This is a genomic window from Spongiibacter taiwanensis, from assembly GCF_023702635.1.
GTDB classification, from domain to species: domain Bacteria; phylum Pseudomonadota; class Gammaproteobacteria; order Pseudomonadales; family Spongiibacteraceae; genus Spongiibacter; species Spongiibacter taiwanensis.
Window position 1 is genome coordinate 499,406 of sequence record NZ_CP098455.1, and the last position, 15,441, is coordinate 514,846.

Below are 15,441 nucleotides of genomic sequence, written 5' to 3' on the forward strand. Positions count from 1 at the left end.
TCCACTTGCGAATGCGCAACCGTCTAGGAATAAAAAAACTGATTCTGCTCATGGGCTTGCTGCCGACCTTGGGCATGAGTGTTGCCCTGGGAAGCCTGCTGGTTTACAACCAGTTGCGCGATGTGAAAACCGCATTGCTCGACCGCAGCCAGCTATCGAGCCAGCAACTTGCTGTGCTCGCCGGGCAATTTCTCAACCCCACCAGGCAAGCCGCCCTATCCGATTTGGCAACCGCCGCCCTTGAGGAAGCCGGCCTGCGCAGTATTACCATTTTAGACAGCCAGGGCGCGACACTGGTTCAAGCCGGCCCGATTGCCGCACCCCCGGACAAAGAAGCCTTACCGCTGCACACCGCCCAGATTATTCACCACGCCTCCGAGCTGCAGATCATTACCCCTATTCCGCATCGTCAGATCAGCGCCGACGCCCCAGCGGGATGGATCAGCTCTCATTACAGCTGGCATCAATACGAGGTGCGCAAATATCAAACACTGTTGGCTGCGGTCGTGTTCCTGGTCATGGCGCTGCTGCTCTCAATTGCGATGGTGAGTTATATCACCAAGGCCCTGCGCAACGATTTTGATCAGCTTAAGTTGATTATTCGCCGACAAATTGACGGCAATAAGGATTTTCAGGCCCACATTCCTGGCAACGACGATTTCAGTGAGCTCGCTCGACAGCTCAACCTGCTCAACGAGGCCCATCAGCACGAACTCAGAGAACTTCGCCGGGGCATTGAGCAAAGTAACAGTGATCTTCGCGAAACCCTGGAAACCGTCGAAGTCCAGAATATCGAGCTGGATCTGGCACGACGGGAGGCGATGAACGCCAGCCGTATCAAGTCCGAATTTTTGGCCAACACCAGCCATGAAATCCGCACCCCATTGAACGGCATTCTCGGATTCACCAAAATTTTGCTTAAATCAGAGCTTGAGCAACAGCAATACGATGCGGTGGAGACCATCCGCAAATCAGCAGATAGCCTGTTGACCATCATCAACGACATTCTCGATTTTTCGAAGATGGAAGCCGGCAAGCTGGTGTTCGACCAGGCACCGGTGGACGTCCGTGAGTTGATTGAGGACACCCTGACAATACTGGCGCCCTCCGCCTATGACAAAAACCTGGAGCTGGCCCTTTTTGTCGACCCCGCCATGCCAGCCATGCTGGTATCAGACAGTCTGCGATTAAAGCAAATCCTGACGAATCTGCTAAACAACGCGATCAAGTTCACCCCCGCTGGCCATGTTCTGGTCAACGTCATTTTTAATGAACGCCACGGCCAGGATGTTTCCTTCACCGTGCAGGTCAGTGACACCGGCATCGGCCTGTCCAAGGATCAGCAGCGGGCGCTTTTTAAAGGCTTCAGTCAGGCGGATGCCTCTATCACCCGACAGTATGGCGGCACCGGTTTAGGGCTGGTTATCGTCAAAGGATTGGTCGACCAAATGGGCGGCGAGATTGGCGTCGAAAGTGAAATGGCCAAAGGGTCCACTTTCTGGTTCACCTTGCGACTCCCCGAAGTGAAGAATGCCATTCGAATGCGCAATTTTGCAGCCATGCAAGGCAAATCAGTCGCCTATTACGATCGCAGCGCACTTCACGCTGATGCCATCAGCCAGATGCTTAAGCAATGGGGCATGGACGTCAAGCACAGCAGTACCCTCGACGGCTTAGCCGATGAATGCGATTTCATTCTTTTGAGTCTGACCACCAGCGAGCAACTGCCTTCGGAAACCGTGCTGCCCTCTGCAGCTCACCCCCCTATCGTGCTTGTCCCCGATATTGACGCCGCACCTGAAAGCCTGAAGTTTCGAAGCCTGCAAAAGCCTGTGTCACAGGTGAGACTGTTCGATGCCTTTAACAACAGAGCCCCGCGGGCATCGAATAACGTGGAGCGCTTCCCCAACATGCGCGTGTTGGCAGTAGACGATAACCCGGCAAATTTACTGATACTTAAAAGCTTTTTGAACGATCACGATGTCGCCGCCCAATCTGCTCAAAACGGCGTAGAAGCCATTCAGCTGTGCCGAGAAAATGTCTTTGACCTGATTCTGATGGATATCCAGATGCCCCATATTGATGGGATTCAAGCCAGCAAGGAAATCCACAGTGACAGCCTTAATAAAAACACGCCCATTGTGGCGCTTTCAGCCTATCTGGCCCCGGAGAACCCAATGCAGCTCCGGGAAGCGGGCATTGCCGAGTTTTTGAGCAAGCCAATCGACGAAAGCCAGCTCTTGTCTTTGTTGCGAAAAACCGCCTTCGGTCCGGATCAGATCATTAGCAAACCAGTCGATATCACCAGCTGTCTGAAGCTTGCCAAAGGTCGCCCTGCGCTGGCGGAAGAGATGCTGCAAATGCTGCTCAACAGTTTGCCAGCCCACAAACAGGCGCTAACTGCGGCACTAGAGGCAAGGGATGTGAAGCGACTGGCGGCGATCCAGCACGATATTAAGGGTGCCTGCTGCTACACGGGCACACCGCTTCTTAAAGCCGCCAATCTTGATTTAGGTGTAGCGCTGGACAACAGCGGTGAACAAAGCGATCTGCACGCGCAGGTAGAGTTGGTCCTGGCGGCCATGGACGAACTGCTGCAGTGGCAGGAATGCCACGAATTACCTGTCCTCTTCGCCGACTGACGCTGAATCCGGATTCTCCCCCAACACAACCGCGGCAAACAGCTCTCTGCTGCGCAGCGGACGGCCGCCGAGCAAGTGGTGAATCAGTTGCCGACTCCAGCGTCTGGCCGCTAACTCCGACTCGCCGTTTATCTTGCCAGAGGCGAGGGAAAGAATGTCACTGCCACAAAAATAACCCCGCTCTTGGCTGTGAACCCGTTGAAAACCCTGCTCGGGAATAAACTGATACCAAGCCTGTCCGTCAATCAGGTTACCGAGAATATCCTGCTTTCCGGAGAAACCAAATCCCAGCGCTGCCAGTAGCGAAAATTCAAAACGGCGAAGGCTGGTGCGCTCTTCCTCACCGGCACACAACTGGCTCAGGCAGTACTGGTAATGATGAAAAATATCCGGATGGGGATCGAACTGATGGAGCAAGCGTTGCAACAGCTCATTGAGGTAGAAACCGCAAAATAAGGTGCGACCCGCCAGCGGGAATGACTGCTGGGACTGAACTTCAACAAGAGATTTTACCTCTCCGCTTCCTGTCCATGACAGAGACAAAAGCTGGAATGGCTGCAGGGATGAGCGCCAGGGTCGGCGCTGGCGCCGACTGCCCCGCACCCCTTTGGCCACAGCGGCGAAGCGGCCATAATCGAGGCTGAAGACATCCACCAGCGCGCTGGTCTCACGATACGGCCGCTGATGCAGGATGAAACAGGGCTCCCCGACAGCGCGACTCATGCCGCACTACTCGAAATCGGTGTAACCGAGACTGCGCAGCGCCCGCTCATCATCTGACCAGCCCGACTTGACCTTTACCCACAGGCGCAGCATCACCTTGCTGTCAAAAGCCTTTTCCATATCCTTGCGGGCTTCAGTGCCAATTTGGCGCAGACGACTACCGCCCTCGCCGATCAAAATTTTCTTCTGCCCTTGGCGTTCAACAAGGATAAGTGCACTGATTTCGATTAAGCGAGGAGAGGCCTTAAACTCCTCAATCTCCACCGTCATCGCGTAGGGGACTTCTTCACCGAGCTGACGCATGATTTTTTCACGAACCAGCTCTGCTGCCAGAAAACGTTCGCTGCGGTCGGTAATCTGATCCTCAGGAAACATATGCGGCCCGGCAGGCAGATATCCGCTGATCAGCGCTTCCAGGTCGTCCCGGTTATGGCCTCGTAATGCCGACACCGGCACAACGCTGGCGAAGTTTCCACGAGCCTGCATCTGTTCAATCAACGGCAGTAGCTGGGCCTTATCGTCAATCCGGTCCACTTTATTAATCACCAACACAACCGGACAACCCTGGTTGGAAAGCCGGGACAGCACCAGGTCGTCCTCCTCGGTCCAGCGATCACGATCAATCACAAATAACACCAGGTCCACACCCTTGAGCGCAGAGCTGGCAGCTTTATTCATATAGCGATTGATCGCTTTGGCTTCCTTCAAGTGCAAACCGGGGGTATCCACATATACCACTTGGGTATCGCCCTCGGTCTTGATACCCAGCACCTGATGCCGGGTGGTTTGCGGCTTGCGCGAGGTAATACTAAGCTTTTGGCCCAAAATGTGGTTGAGCAGGGTCGACTTGCCAACATTAGGCCGCCCTACTATCGCAACATAACCGCAGCGTTGTTCACTCATAGATCGATCCGCATAAATTAAAACTTCTACAGCGCTTGCAGCGCATTGAGAACAGCTTCCGCTGCCGCCTGCTCTGCTTTGCGCCGACTGCCACCGCTGGCCAAAAGTGGCTGATTGAGCATCGCTACCGAGCAGGACACGGTAAAACACTGCTGGTGGTCTGCGCCGCTAATATCGACCAGGTCGTACACAGGCAACGCCATTTTCCGCGCCTGCAAAAACTCCTGCAATTTGGTTTTGGCGTCTTTGTGACTCGACCGGGGATTAATGGATGCCAAGCGGGACGAAAACCAGCTCAGAACGTGCTGGCGGCATGTGTCAAAATCGCTATCCAGGTAAATCGCGCCAATCAATGCTTCGACAGCGTCAGCCAGAATGGAGTCGCGCTCCCGGCCACCGGCATTCAGCTCGCCCGTTCCAAGACGAAGAAAGTCGCCCAACTGAAAGTCCCGGCCAATCTCAGCAAGTGTCTCGCCGTTAACTAGCTTGGCCCGCATCCGGCTGAGATTACCTTCGGTTTGTTCCTCAAAGCGCTGAAACAACGACTCGGCAATAATCAGGTTGAGTAAGCCATCGCCGAGAAACTCAAGCCTTTCATTGTTGTCCGCGCTGTAGCTTCGGTGAGTGAGCGCCTGATGCAACAGATTGACGCTCTGAAACCGGTACCCCACTCTGCGACAGAGTGACTGAAAATCCTGCACCGTTAACTCCGTGGAATCACGAAGGTGTTCCCCTCGAATTTCACAATGGCATCGATATTAAAAAACAGCTTGGTTCGGGTTTCGTAACTCGCATCGATCACCACACCCTCGCGCTCGCTCGTTATCTCAATATCTCTTAAGGAGATGGATTCCACTCGGTTGGTCACAAAATGACGACTGAGGGCGGATCGTACTTGAGCAGGTGTATTGTCTTTGCCGCTGTACTCAGCAACAACATCTTCAATGATGTTATCGAGGGTCCAGTTATCAAGATAAATGGGCATCAAACGAACAGCCGCCGTTCCAATGACACTGGCCACCCCAAGTAACACCAGGGCGGGCAGCATTCCAATACCTTGTTGCTTACGCATCGCAGTCGCCTCGACGAAAAAAATTAACGAATTTGCCCGACACGGTCAAAGCTGGGCAAGTTGTTAAAGCCCCGCCAATGCATCCAGATCGCAAAGGCCTGGCCAACAATGTTCTCTTCGGGTACCTGGCCCCAAACCCGGCTATCACTGCTGTTGTCGCGATTGTCTCCCATCATGAAATAATGGCCGGGCTTCACCGTGGTGGCAAAATCGCCGCGATAAATCCGCTTGTCGTGGCGCACCAAATGGTCAACGTTACCCAACTGTTCACGTAGCAATTGGGTAACGGGCTGCAGTGGCGGCACCTCGGCAACCAGGGTTTGGGGAATCAACTCACCATTAATATAGAGTTTCTTGTTCTCGTAGCGTATTTCATCACCGGGCAAACCGATGACACGCTTGATGAAGTACCGACTGTCATCCGGCGGAAAGAAGACCATCACATCGCCGCGCTGGGGCTCTCCCACTTCAACAATTTTTGTGCCGATAACGGGTAGGCGCAGTCCGTACTTAAATTTATTTACCAGAATATAGTCACCCACTTCCAGACTGGGGACCATCGACGCAGAAGGGATCTGAAAAGGCTCCACCACAAATGAGCGCAGCACCAGTACAACAAGAAGCACCGGAAAAAAGGATCGGGCATTTTCGGCAATGGGTAGAGTGCCGCCAAACTGGGCACGCAAGGCATCCTGGTCCTGCTTCACAAAGTAGGTGATGTAGGCAGCCACATTGCCGGCCTTTACAAAGGCTTGGCGGGAACGCTCAAACACAAAGCGGTCCAGACCACCGATAATGCCGGCGAGAAAGGTCAAAATAACTAGGGCAAGGGCGAAATCACCGTCTTTAACCAGAATGACGCTGGCCAGCCACACAAACCAGAGAAACACCACCAGGCGGTAGGTCCATTCCAGCCAGCCGGGCAAAACCTGCTGCTTCAGCGACTCCGCATCGCTGGCGGTTTTCTTTTCGGCACACCATTGCAGCGTTTGCTGAATTTGGCGCCGCCCCTTCACTTCCTGCAGCAACCAGACCAATAGCGACACTGCCGCAACAAAGAGGAGAATAAGATTTACCATCCGGCCGAGCGCCCTTTAGTCATCAACTTTTAGTACGGCTAGAAAGGCGGACTGGGGAATTTCCACGTTACCCACTTGTTTCATCCGTTTCTTGCCTGCCTTTTGTTTTTCCAGGAGTTTCCGCTTCCGGGAAACATCGCCACCATAACACTTCGCCGTCACATTTTTGCGCAGTGCTTTGACCGTTTGCCGAGCAATAACGTGTCCGCCAATTGCCGCCTGAATTGCCACATCGAACATCTGCCGTGGAATCAGCTCCCGCATTTTTTCCACCAGTTGCCGCCCGCGACTCTGGGCATGATCCCGGTGAACGATAAGCGCCAGCGCGTCGACCCGATCGCCATTGATCAACACGTCCAATTTGACCAGATTTGCCGCTTGGAAGCGATCAAAGCTGTAATCCAGCGAGGCAAAGCCGCGGCTCACAGACTTGAGCCGGTCGAAAAAGTCCAACACCACCTCGCTCATCGGGATTTCCCAGCTAACAGAAACCTGCTGTCCGAGAAACTGCATATCCTTTTGCACCCCGCGCTTTTCGGCGCACAGGCTGAGCACGTTCCCCAGATGTTCCTGGGGAACCAGAATATTGACGGTGGCAATTGGCTCGCGAGTTTCCTCCAGCTCACCCGGGTCGGGCATTGCCGACGGGTTATCCACCAGTACTACCTCGCCATTTTTCTTCAACACCTCATAGATTACTGTGGGCGCGGTGGTAATCAGGTCGAGATCATACTCCCGCTCCAGACGTTCCTGGATAATTTCCATATGGAGGGTGCCAAGGAAACCGCAGCGAAAGCCAAATCCCAGCGCGTCGGAAGTTTCCGGCTCATAAAACAGTGAGGCGTCGTTGAGGGTCAGTTTGCTCAGGGCGTCACGGAAGTCCTCATAGTCGTCGGTCGACACGGTGAACAGACCGGCGTAAACCTGGGGCTTGACCTTTTGGAAGCCAGGCAACGCCGGCAAGTCGCTGGTGCTGGCGTGGGTGAATGTGTCCCCTACCGGCGCGCCGTGAATATCCTTGATACCGGCGATGACGAAACCCACCTCGCCGGCACGCAGTACGTCAGTATTGGTTTGCTTCGGGGTAAACACGCCCACATGATCAACCACCTGGGCTTTGCCAATGGTTTTACTGATAATTTTATCGCCGCGGCGCAGCGTGCCATTTTTCACCCGAACCAGAGAGACAACCCCCTGATAGTTGTCGAACCAGGAGTCGATGATCAGCGCCTGCAGACCTGCCTCAGGATCGCCCTCCGGCGGCGGAATTTTGTGGATCAGGTACTCCAACACCTCCGGCACGCCCATGCCGGATTTGGCGCTCACCGGCACCGCCTCGGAGGCATCAACCCCGATGATTTCTTCGATTTCCTGCTTTACCCGGTCGGGATCTGCCTGAGGCAGGTCCATCTTGTTGAGAATGGGCAGCACTTCCAAGCCCTGCTCGATTGCGGTGTAGCAATTGGCAACCGACTGGGCTTCAACACCCTGGGCAGCATCGACGACTAACAGGGCGCCTTCACAGGCGGCCAGAGAGCGTGACACCTCATAGGAAAAGTCAACGTGTCCGGGGGTGTCGATAAAATTCAACTGGTAGGTTTTACCATCCGCCGCAGTGTAATTCAGGGTGACACTCTGCGCTTTGATGGTGATCCCCCGCTCCCGCTCGATATCCATTGAGTCGAGAACCTGCTCCGCCATTTCGCGGTCAGTAAGTCCCCCGCAGACCTGAATAAATCGGTCTGCCAGGGTGGATTTGCCATGATCGATGTGGGCAATGATGGAAAAGTTACGAATCAGCTCGAGACTGTGCACGCTCGCTTAAAACCTCAGCATTGGGAGACAGGGAAAATCAAAGGCGCGATTGTATCGCAAAGGCGCGCACCGAAGCTATGCAACCCGGAGGCTTGACTCAAACAGGGGGGTGGATCGGACGAATTGCGCTTGATCCAACCACGACAGGGAGAAATCGTGGATTTGCGGCGGTCATGATACTGTGCACTTTAACGCCCGCCAGGCCGGCGATAAATCCCACACCAGCCCCAACGGCACTGAACAGGTCCCCACCGGGGCCAATCTGGTTTGCCAGCGCAATTCCGGCCACCAGGGTCAATAGCGGCAGCAGATACACGATGAAGGCCGCCGACAATAGAACCTGATCTGGAATGCTGACCTCAACCTGGTCCCCCAGTTGAAAGTCAGCCGCAGAGCAGTCGCCTAAAGCGACTTTGAGTTGGTTGCGACGCCCGTCAAGCAAACGATTCATCACACCCTGGCCGCAGGCCTTATTGGCGGAACAAGTGCCGCAGGTCGAGCGGCTTACCGTCTCCAACCAAAGAAAGTCACTTTCAATACCAATGACACGCCCAAATTCCGTGCTCATTGCCCTGTCCACACAATGGATCGCGCCACTTGCCGAGCGGTTAGCAGGGGCACTTCACCAATGACCGTTACCAGAGCGTGGCGATCGGGAAACACCGCCGTGTAGCTAATAGACGCACCGCGTCGACGGCTTCCTTCAACGGCTACCATGTCAGCGCCATTGGAAGAAATCATCGATTCGACAAAAATAGAAAACACCGCAAGGCCATCAGTGTAACTGCGCCCCTGGGCATGCAAATCATCATACTTGGCTGCGGTGAACCCGGCGGGCAACCAACTGGTCTGCCAATTATTCTGCGGCCGTGAATCCGTGCCGGCCAAGGCATCCGTCGGCGAAGTTGACAGAGAAGGCTCAGATAGGGCTGCCACCCCGTCGACTTCGGGGGCGTAGTTCAGGGAAACGTACTGCAGGCGTTCCAGCGTTCTACCCTGCTGATCCAGCACTTCAGAACGTAGCAACAACCCCGTGTCCCGGTCGATACCCAGCCGGTAGACATCGCGCGGGCGAATTTCAAGCTGCACCACATCACGATCAGCCACCCGGTCCGGGCCAGCCAGATTCACATCGTAGTACCGTTCAAAGCCCTCGCGCCCGGCGCGACCAGACAATGTGATCAACTTGGGCCCAGCATGCTCACAATCTGGACCATGACCCTGGCGCACCAACTCTTGCTCGGGGCCATCCAGGGTTTCGATACGATTAATTTCGTGGCCATCCATCACCAGATGAGCAATCCGAAAACTGCGCATCTGATCGTGATAGAGGTAGGTGAGAACCCCTTCGTAGTTCAGCTGGCGCTGACTAAGGCTCATCTTAGCCAGCCAGTCAGCCGGGGAGTCCTGCGCAAAACTTCTGCAGACGACAACCAATAAAAGCGACGCTAAGGCTGTTGCCTGTATCCGCACTTACTCAGACTCCGGACCAACCACACGGCTGTAAGACATTACACCCTGACCACTGTTCTGGGCCGCACGGTCAGCGTGACGCAGCAGATACGTCTCAAACCGGCGCTTGGCTTCATCATCCGCTGCCGCATCGGGGACAGTCACTGGTTGTAACTGGGCATTAACGGGCACGCCGCCATTACCGCCTTGTACTGCCTGGGCAGGGAACACACGACCCGCGCTGGGGCTGGCTGCAGACGCCACGGCGGTATCGCCGCTACCAACCATGTCGGTGCCCATGGCGCCGAACACGACGACCGCCGCCACGCTGGCCGCCACCGCGACCCCCGACAGCGCCTGCCGCCAACCGCTCATGCCCTGGCGAGCCACTGGCTCATCTGCGATTTCCGCCATGACCCGCTTGGAAATATCCAGATCGGCGAAGGGCACACTTCCCCCGTGACGCACAGTCTGAGCGCGGTTCAACTCGGCCCAGTGCTCACGCACCGCCTCATCGTCGGCAGCCAGAATACGCCGCAGTTCCAGATCATTTGCTTCATCGTCCAGCAATGCCGACAAAGACTCTTTAAGGGTATCGTTCATACTCCCACCTCTTCACCACTGACCTGGGCTTTGACACGGCTATCCACCGCCTCTCGAGCCCGAAAAATACGCGATCTGACCGTGCCGACTGGGCACTCCATCACCGCTGCGATGTCCTCGTAACTGAGACCATCAAATTCCCTTAAAGTTAGCGCCGCCCGTAAATCTTCTGGCAGCGACTTGATCGCATCCTGAACGACCGCTTTTAACTCTTCCCCGTACAGCTGATTTTCCGGCGTTTCAATATCCTTGAGCGCCGAGGGGCCGTCGAAGTATTCCGCATCCGCCACATCCACATCGACGCCGGGCGGGCGACGATTCCGCGCAACAAGATAGTTCTTGGCGGTGTTAATGGCTATACGGTACAACCACGTGTAAAAAGCACTGTCTCCACGAAACTTTGGCAGCGCCCGGTAGGCTTTGACAAACGCCTCCTGGGCCACATCCTGGATCTCGTCGCTGTCCTTGACGTAGCGAGAAACCAAGCCAAAGATCTTATGCTGATATTTCAATACCAGCATATCAAATGCTCTTTTATCCCCTTTTTTAACGCGCTCGACCAGCTGCTGGTCGGTGTGCTTAGCCTCGCTCATAGCACCTCACAAACAGCTTGCCGACCACACTGGCGAGATAGACCGCGGGTCCTTTTGGAAGTTCTGCCATAATCTACTTAAATTTCCATTTTTTAGGTTTTGGGTGGCGCCGAAACGAAAGACTGGTAAGCCGCCTCGCCACGAGTATACTTTGCGCCAAAATTTTATCCGAGGCCGATGTTAAAAGTGCCTGTAAAAACCTGCCCCAGCCACAGGAGTTCCCCGCCAGTATGAGTCACCATCACTCCCACGACGTACTGGTCATCGGCAGCGGCGCCGCCGGCCTCACCCTGGCGCTGAAGCTGGCGCAGCAGGGCATCAGCGTTGCCGTGATCTGCAAAGGGGAAACCAATCAAGGCTCTACCTACTGGGCTCAGGGCGGCATTGCCGCGGTACTCGACGATCACGATTCAGTGGATTCCCACGTCCAAGACACCCTCGACGCCGGCGGCCAGCTTTGTCACGAAGACGCGGTCAGATTCACCGTTGAGCAAAGCGCCACCTCAATTAACTGGTTGCTTGCCCAGGGTGTCCGGTTCAGCCAATACGAGACTAAACAAGGCGAATTTCACCTCACCCGAGAGGGCGGCCACAGCCACCGCCGCATCATTCACGCAGCCGATGCCACCGGCCGGGCTCTGTCTGAAACCCTCACCGAACGCGCCCTCACTCACCCAAACATCCAGCTGCTTACTCGCCATGTGGCAGTCGACCTGATTGGAAGGTCCGGCCAGTGCCAGGGCGCCTACGTGCTCGATAGAGACAGTGGCCGGGTAAAATTGTTCCACAGCAAAGTGACGGTGTTGGCCACGGGAGGGGCAAACAAGGCCTACTTATATACCAGCAACCCGGACGGAGCCTCGGGGGATGGCATTGCCATGGCCTGGCGAGCAGGTTGCCGGGTCGCCAATATGGAGTTTAATCAGTTCCACCCCACCTGCCTTTACCACCCCAAAGCCAAATCGTTTCTGATTACCGAAGCGATCCGGGGAGAAGGAGGTATCTTGCTCAACCCGATTGGGGAACGGTTTATGCCCCGCTACGACGAGCGCGGCGAGTTGGCCCCTCGAGATGTGGTCGCCCGGGCCATCGACCATGAAATGAAACGCCTCGGTGTGGACTGTGTATATCTGGATATCAGCCATAAATCGGCCGACTTCCTGCTGGACCATTTCCCCACCATTAAAGCCCGGTGCCTTGAGCTGGGAATTGATATCACCCGCGAACCTATCCCTGTGGTACCCGCTGCCCACTACACCTGTGGCGGCGTTATGACGGATATGGCGGGCCGGACAGATATCGCGGGGCTGTATGCGGTCGGCGAAACCGCCTTTACGGGCCTGCACGGCGCCAACCGACTGGCCAGCAATTCACTGCTCGAATGCGTCGTGTACGGTGGCGCCGCTGCCGAAGACATCCTTAAACGACTGCCGGGCTTAAGTTCCCCGCCTACCGCGCCAATGTGGGACGAGTCTCAGGTGACCGATTCCGATGAGGATGTGGTCATCTCTCACAACTGGGATGAGCTGCGTCGCTTCATGTGGGATTACGTCGGCATTGTTCGCACCAACAAACGGCTGCAACGCGCCCTGAATCGGGTAGGCTTACTGCAGCAGGAAATTGCCGAGTATTACTCCAACTACAAGGTCAGTAACGACCTCCTGGAACTGCGCAATCTGGCCATGGTGTCCGAGCTGATCATTCGCTCTGCCATGGCACGCAAGGAAAGCCGCGGCTTGCATTACACACTGGATTATCCAGACCAATTGGAAATCGCCCAGGACACCATTCTGACCCCATCGAATTTTGCCGTGCCCAGGCAGCCCTGATTTAGCTCATTGCCAGCAGCACGCGCAGCTGCCGCCAGTCGTCTGCGCTCAACTGATCGCGGAACACCGCCACACGGCGCCGCCGGCCCTGTTCCAGGCGCAGTTTCAGTAGCACCAGTTCCGTACTGAGCTTGAAACCGGCCAGCTCGCCACGGCATGCTCCCGCACAAGACTGGAGGGTCCACATATTCTCCCGGTAGTCCAGCCGCCACACCCGTCTTGCCTCGAGGCGCTGTCGCGCCAAGGGGAGAAAATACACCATCGCACTCAGGGCAAGGGCACTTGACGCGACCGCCATCCAAACCCCCGCCGGTAGCAGCAATATTATGGCCATCGCTGCCAGCAGATGGCTGACTACCAATAAACGCCGGGCAAGCAAGGACTCCCCGAGGACGAACTCACGCCTTTTTGGTAAATGCGAGGATGTCATTGACGATTAGCGCCAGCTCAGGATCGTCAGGCTGCCCCTTACCCAGAAACCATTGGAACAGTTCGGTATCCTCACACTCCAACAGACTGACAAAGCGCTGCTGATTTTCCGCATCCAGATCGCGGAATCGCCCCTCGACGTAGGGCACCATCACCAGATCCAGCTCCAACATTCCCCGACGACAGGCCCAACGAATCCGCTTGAACTCATTTTCTGAAAGCATTATTTTCCACTGCACGGCGACATCCGCCGCGACCTTTCCGATAAAAGCGCACAGTATAGCGGTTAGCAGCGTTCCGAAGCACCCTACCGGCAACAGGCAATATTCATGCAAGCAGTCTGGCAATTTCTATTAGACACCCACCCCGACAGCACCTTCGACCGAGAGGGCTTCTGGACTACCGCTGACGAACAAGCCAGCGGCGATACCTGGATTGCCCCGCTGAGCCAATACGGATTCGTGGACGTTGCCGGGCCCGATGCCAGCAAGTTTCTGCAGGGCCAAACCAGCTGTGACTGGCGGCGCATCACTCGCGAAACGGCCAGCCCGGGCAGTTACTGCAACATCAAAGGCAGGGCGTTGAGCACCTTCCTGGCAACGATGACGGACGAAACCACCACAACACTGCGCATGCGCGCGGATATCGTGGCCTCATTCTGCGACACCCTGGCCAAATACATTGTCTTTTCCAAGGCGAAAATGCGCGATTCTGGCGATACCCGGGTCGCCTTGGGTATTGTCGGCGAAAGAGCCCGAGACACTGTGCGCGCGGCGTTCGGCGCGGCTCCCGAAGGCCAACACGCTGCGCTGTCCACTGCCGACGCAACCCTTATTCAAGTCGATGCCACCGAACAGCAATTTGAGTGCTGGCTGTCGACCCAAAGTCTAGACCACATCTGGCCACAACTCAGCGCACTTGCTCCCCTGGTTGGCAGCCGGCATTGGCAACGGCGAAACATTCAGCAGGGATCGGCTGACGTGTCAGCGGCAACACAGGATCGCTTTCTCCCTCAGCAGCTGGATTTACATACCAATGGCGGCGTGAGTTTCAAAAAAGGCTGCTATACCGGCCAGGAAGTGATCGCTCGAATGGCGTATCGGGGGAAACTGAAGAAAAGCCTGCATCGGGCGCTGTTGCCCGGCAGTCAGATTTTGCCCGCTGCCGGCGAGAAAATCATCATGCGAGACAGCGGTCAGACTGTGGGGGAAATCGTCAATCTCGCCGCGGATACTGACGGTATCGCGCTGCTGGCGGTCATCAGTTTGGATGCGGCTGGCAGCGGTGCTCCCCTGATAGTGGAATCACAGCCAGACAGCCCACTGCAAAACCTGCGCGCCACACAAAACACTGAGGTCTGATTCAGCCCTGTTCAGGGCTCGAATGGCAGCGCCCAATCCAGTGCCTGATCACCCAGGTACTCGTTGGCCTGAGAGAAATGCCGACAGCCAAAAAATCCCCGGTAAGCCGACAAGGGCGACGGGTGGGGGGCAGACAGCACCAGGTGGCGAGTTCGATCAATGTGTGCCCCTTTCTTTTGCGCGTAGCTGCCCCATAGCATAAACACCACACCCTCTCGCCGACGGTTCAGCTCAGCGATGACCGCGTCGGTAAATTGCTCCCATCCACGCCCCTGGTGAGCGCCGGCCCTGCCCTGCTCCACTGTCAAAACGCTGTTGAGCAGCAGCACCCCCTGCCGCGCCCAGGATTCCAAATACCCGTGTTGGGGCATGGCAATGCCGATATCGTCATGCAGTTCTTTGTAGATGTTAAGCAGTGAGGGCGGAATCGGAACCTCCGGCTTTACCGAAAAACACAAACCGTGAGCCTGCCCCGGGCCGTGATAGGGATCCTGCCCGAGGATCACCACTTTGACCCGCTCCAGCGGCGTGGTATTCAGTGCGGCGAACCAGTTGGATGAATCAGGGTAAATCACCGCGCCGTCACGCTTTCTCGCCAATAGATAAGCACGCAGGTCTTTCATGTAATCTTTTTCAAACTCAGCACCCAGCGCTGCAAGCCAGGAAGCTTCTAATTGAACCGTCGTCGCCATCTATCTCCACCACACTTAAGCCCGCCGCGATCATAACAAACAACGGCATGTATCTGCCCTTTGCCGGCGCGACAACAAGGCAGCAACGACACAATAAAGTGATTACAGGCAATTATTTAAAGTTTCTATAGACCATTGTTTGCCAAGCTTTTTTACGTTTCAATGGCCAGAGTAGAATCCGCCAAGGTCGCAAATCACCTCACAGATATTGCAACCAACAGGAGTGTCATCAGCGGCAAATTTCGCAG

16 protein-coding genes are annotated in these 15,441 nt (G+C 55.7%); 3 read left to right on the forward strand and 13 right to left on the reverse strand.

What is annotated here, in order from left to right; all coding sequences use genetic code 11:
- Positions 1-11 precede the first annotated feature (11 nt).
- Positions 12-2,642: an ATP-binding protein gene (locus tag NCG89_RS02480; protein WP_251088193.1), complete on the forward strand. Its 2,631-nt coding sequence runs from the start codon at positions 12-14 to the stop codon at positions 2,640-2,642.
- Here NCG89_RS02480 and recO read toward each other — a convergent pair.
- The 10 genes from recO to rpoE all read right to left on the reverse strand — a co-directional run bounded on the left by recO (position 2,619) and on the right by rpoE (position 10,882).
- Positions 2,619-3,365, reverse strand: coding sequence for a DNA repair protein RecO (gene recO, locus NCG89_RS02485; protein ID WP_251088194.1), 747 nt, complete (start codon positions 3,363-3,365; stop codon positions 2,619-2,621). The two genes, NCG89_RS02480 and recO, sit on opposite strands and share 24 nt — an antisense overlap.
- A gap of 6 nt (positions 3,366-3,371) precedes the next feature.
- Positions 3,372-4,268 carry a GTPase Era gene (gene era / locus NCG89_RS02490; RefSeq protein WP_251088195.1) on the reverse strand — a complete coding sequence of 299 codons (897 nt, stop codon included), beginning with the start codon at positions 4,266-4,268 and terminating at the stop codon, positions 3,372-3,374.
- Positions 4,269-4,294: 26 nt separating this feature from the next.
- The gene (gene rnc, locus NCG89_RS02495) at positions 4,295-4,969 is read right to left on the reverse strand and encodes a ribonuclease III (RefSeq protein ID WP_251088196.1); all 675 of its coding nucleotides are present in this window, start codon (positions 4,967-4,969) and stop codon (positions 4,295-4,297) included.
- Positions 4,970-4,971: 2 nt separating this feature from the next.
- Positions 4,972-5,340 carry a DUF4845 domain-containing protein gene (locus tag NCG89_RS02500; protein ID WP_251088197.1) on the reverse strand — a complete coding sequence of 123 codons (369 nt, stop codon included), beginning with the start codon at positions 5,338-5,340 and terminating at the stop codon, positions 4,972-4,974.
- 23 nt (positions 5,341-5,363) lie between these two features.
- Entirely contained in the window at positions 5,364-6,419 is a 1,056-nt protein-coding gene (lepB, locus tag NCG89_RS02505; RefSeq protein ID WP_349631923.1) for a signal peptidase I, read from the reverse strand.
- 15 nt (positions 6,420-6,434) lie between these two features.
- Entirely contained in the window at positions 6,435-8,234 is a 1,800-nt protein-coding gene (lepA, locus tag NCG89_RS02510; RefSeq protein ID WP_251088198.1) for a translation elongation factor 4, read from the reverse strand.
- Between the two features lie 97 nt (positions 8,235-8,331).
- A complete protein-coding gene (locus NCG89_RS02515) occupies positions 8,332-8,802 on the reverse strand; it encodes a SoxR reducing system RseC family protein (RefSeq protein WP_251088199.1) in 471 nt (156 codons plus the stop codon).
- Positions 8,799-9,614: a MucB/RseB C-terminal domain-containing protein gene (locus tag NCG89_RS02520; protein ID WP_251088200.1), complete on the reverse strand. Its 816-nt coding sequence runs from the start codon at positions 9,612-9,614 to the stop codon at positions 8,799-8,801. The genes NCG89_RS02515 and NCG89_RS02520 overlap by 4 nt, the downstream gene beginning before the upstream one ends.
- A gap of 93 nt (positions 9,615-9,707) precedes the next feature.
- The gene (locus NCG89_RS02525) at positions 9,708-10,289 is read right to left on the reverse strand and encodes a sigma-E factor negative regulatory protein (protein WP_251088201.1); all 582 of its coding nucleotides are present in this window, start codon (positions 10,287-10,289) and stop codon (positions 9,708-9,710) included.
- Positions 10,286-10,882 carry an RNA polymerase sigma factor RpoE gene (rpoE, locus tag NCG89_RS02530; RefSeq protein WP_251088202.1) on the reverse strand — a complete coding sequence of 199 codons (597 nt, stop codon included), beginning with the start codon at positions 10,880-10,882 and terminating at the stop codon, positions 10,286-10,288. Before rpoE ends, NCG89_RS02525 begins: the two co-directional genes overlap by 4 nt.
- Positions 10,883-11,112: 230 nt before the next feature.
- On the opposite strand from rpoE, the gene nadB reads away from it, so the two are divergent.
- Positions 11,113-12,711: an L-aspartate oxidase gene (nadB, locus tag NCG89_RS02535; RefSeq protein ID WP_251088203.1), complete on the forward strand. Its 1,599-nt coding sequence runs from the start codon at positions 11,113-11,115 to the stop codon at positions 12,709-12,711.
- Position 12,712: 1 nt separating this feature from the next.
- On the opposite strand, the gene NCG89_RS02540 is transcribed toward nadB, so the two are convergent.
- Positions 12,713-13,141 (reverse strand): protein YgfX, encoded by a 429-nt coding sequence (locus NCG89_RS02540; protein ID WP_349631924.1) that lies wholly within the window; start codon positions 13,139-13,141, stop codon positions 12,713-12,715.
- Positions 13,110-13,364 carry an FAD assembly factor SdhE gene (locus tag NCG89_RS02545; protein ID WP_251088205.1) on the reverse strand — a complete coding sequence of 85 codons (255 nt, stop codon included), beginning with the start codon at positions 13,362-13,364 and terminating at the stop codon, positions 13,110-13,112. Before NCG89_RS02545 ends, NCG89_RS02540 begins: the two co-directional genes overlap by 32 nt.
- Before the next feature lie 105 nt (positions 13,365-13,469).
- Here NCG89_RS02545 and ygfZ point away from each other — a divergent pair, with 105 nt between their 5' ends.
- On the forward strand, positions 13,470-14,501 hold the full coding sequence (gene ygfZ, locus NCG89_RS02550) for a CAF17-like 4Fe-4S cluster assembly/insertion protein YgfZ (protein WP_251088206.1): 1,032 nt from the start codon (positions 13,470-13,472) through the stop codon (positions 14,499-14,501).
- Positions 14,502-14,512: 11 nt separating this feature from the next.
- On the opposite strand, the gene ung is transcribed toward ygfZ, so the two are convergent.
- Positions 14,513-15,193, reverse strand: a complete 681-nt coding sequence (gene ung, locus NCG89_RS02555) for a uracil-DNA glycosylase (protein ID WP_251088207.1) — start codon at positions 15,191-15,193, stop codon at positions 14,513-14,515.
- Positions 15,194-15,441 lie beyond the last annotated feature (248 nt).

Excerpts from the sequence above, each read along its gene's own strand:
- rpoE (WP_251088202.1), bottom strand. The coding sequence starts at position 10,882 with ATGAGCGAGGCTAAGCACACCGACCAGCAGCTGGTCGAGCGCGTTAAA.
- NCG89_RS02500 (WP_251088197.1), bottom strand. The coding sequence starts at position 5,340 with ATGCGTAAGCAACAAGGTATTGGAATGCTGCCCGCCCTGGTGTTACTT.
- ygfZ (WP_251088206.1), top strand. The coding sequence starts at position 13,470 with ATGCAAGCAGTCTGGCAATTTCTATTAGACACCCACCCCGACAGCACC.
- NCG89_RS02540 (WP_349631924.1), bottom strand. The coding sequence starts at position 13,141 with ATGACATCCTCGCATTTACCAAAAAGGCGTGAGTTCGTCCTCGGGGAG.
- NCG89_RS02515 (WP_251088199.1), bottom strand. The coding sequence starts at position 8,802 with ATGAGCACGGAATTTGGGCGTGTCATTGGTATTGAAAGTGACTTTCTT.
- NCG89_RS02520 (WP_251088200.1), bottom strand. The coding sequence starts at position 9,614 with ATGAGCCTTAGTCAGCGCCAGCTGAACTACGAAGGGGTTCTCACCTAC.
- recO (WP_251088194.1), bottom strand. The coding sequence starts at position 3,365 with ATGAGTCGCGCTGTCGGGGAGCCCTGTTTCATCCTGCATCAGCGGCCG.
- nadB (WP_251088203.1), top strand. The coding sequence starts at position 11,113 with ATGAGTCACCATCACTCCCACGACGTACTGGTCATCGGCAGCGGCGCC.
- NCG89_RS02545 (WP_251088205.1), bottom strand. The coding sequence starts at position 13,364 with ATGCTTTCAGAAAATGAGTTCAAGCGGATTCGTTGGGCCTGTCGTCGG.
- NCG89_RS02480 (WP_251088193.1), top strand. The coding sequence starts at position 12 with ATGCGCAACCGTCTAGGAATAAAAAAACTGATTCTGCTCATGGGCTTG.
- ung (WP_251088207.1), bottom strand. The coding sequence starts at position 15,193 with ATGGCGACGACGGTTCAATTAGAAGCTTCCTGGCTTGCAGCGCTGGGT.
- lepB (WP_349631923.1), bottom strand. The coding sequence starts at position 6,419 with ATGGTAAATCTTATTCTCCTCTTTGTTGCGGCAGTGTCGCTATTGGTC.
- NCG89_RS02525 (WP_251088201.1), bottom strand. The coding sequence starts at position 10,289 with ATGAACGATACCCTTAAAGAGTCTTTGTCGGCATTGCTGGACGATGAA.
- era (WP_251088195.1), bottom strand. The coding sequence starts at position 4,268 with ATGAGTGAACAACGCTGCGGTTATGTTGCGATAGTAGGGCGGCCTAAT.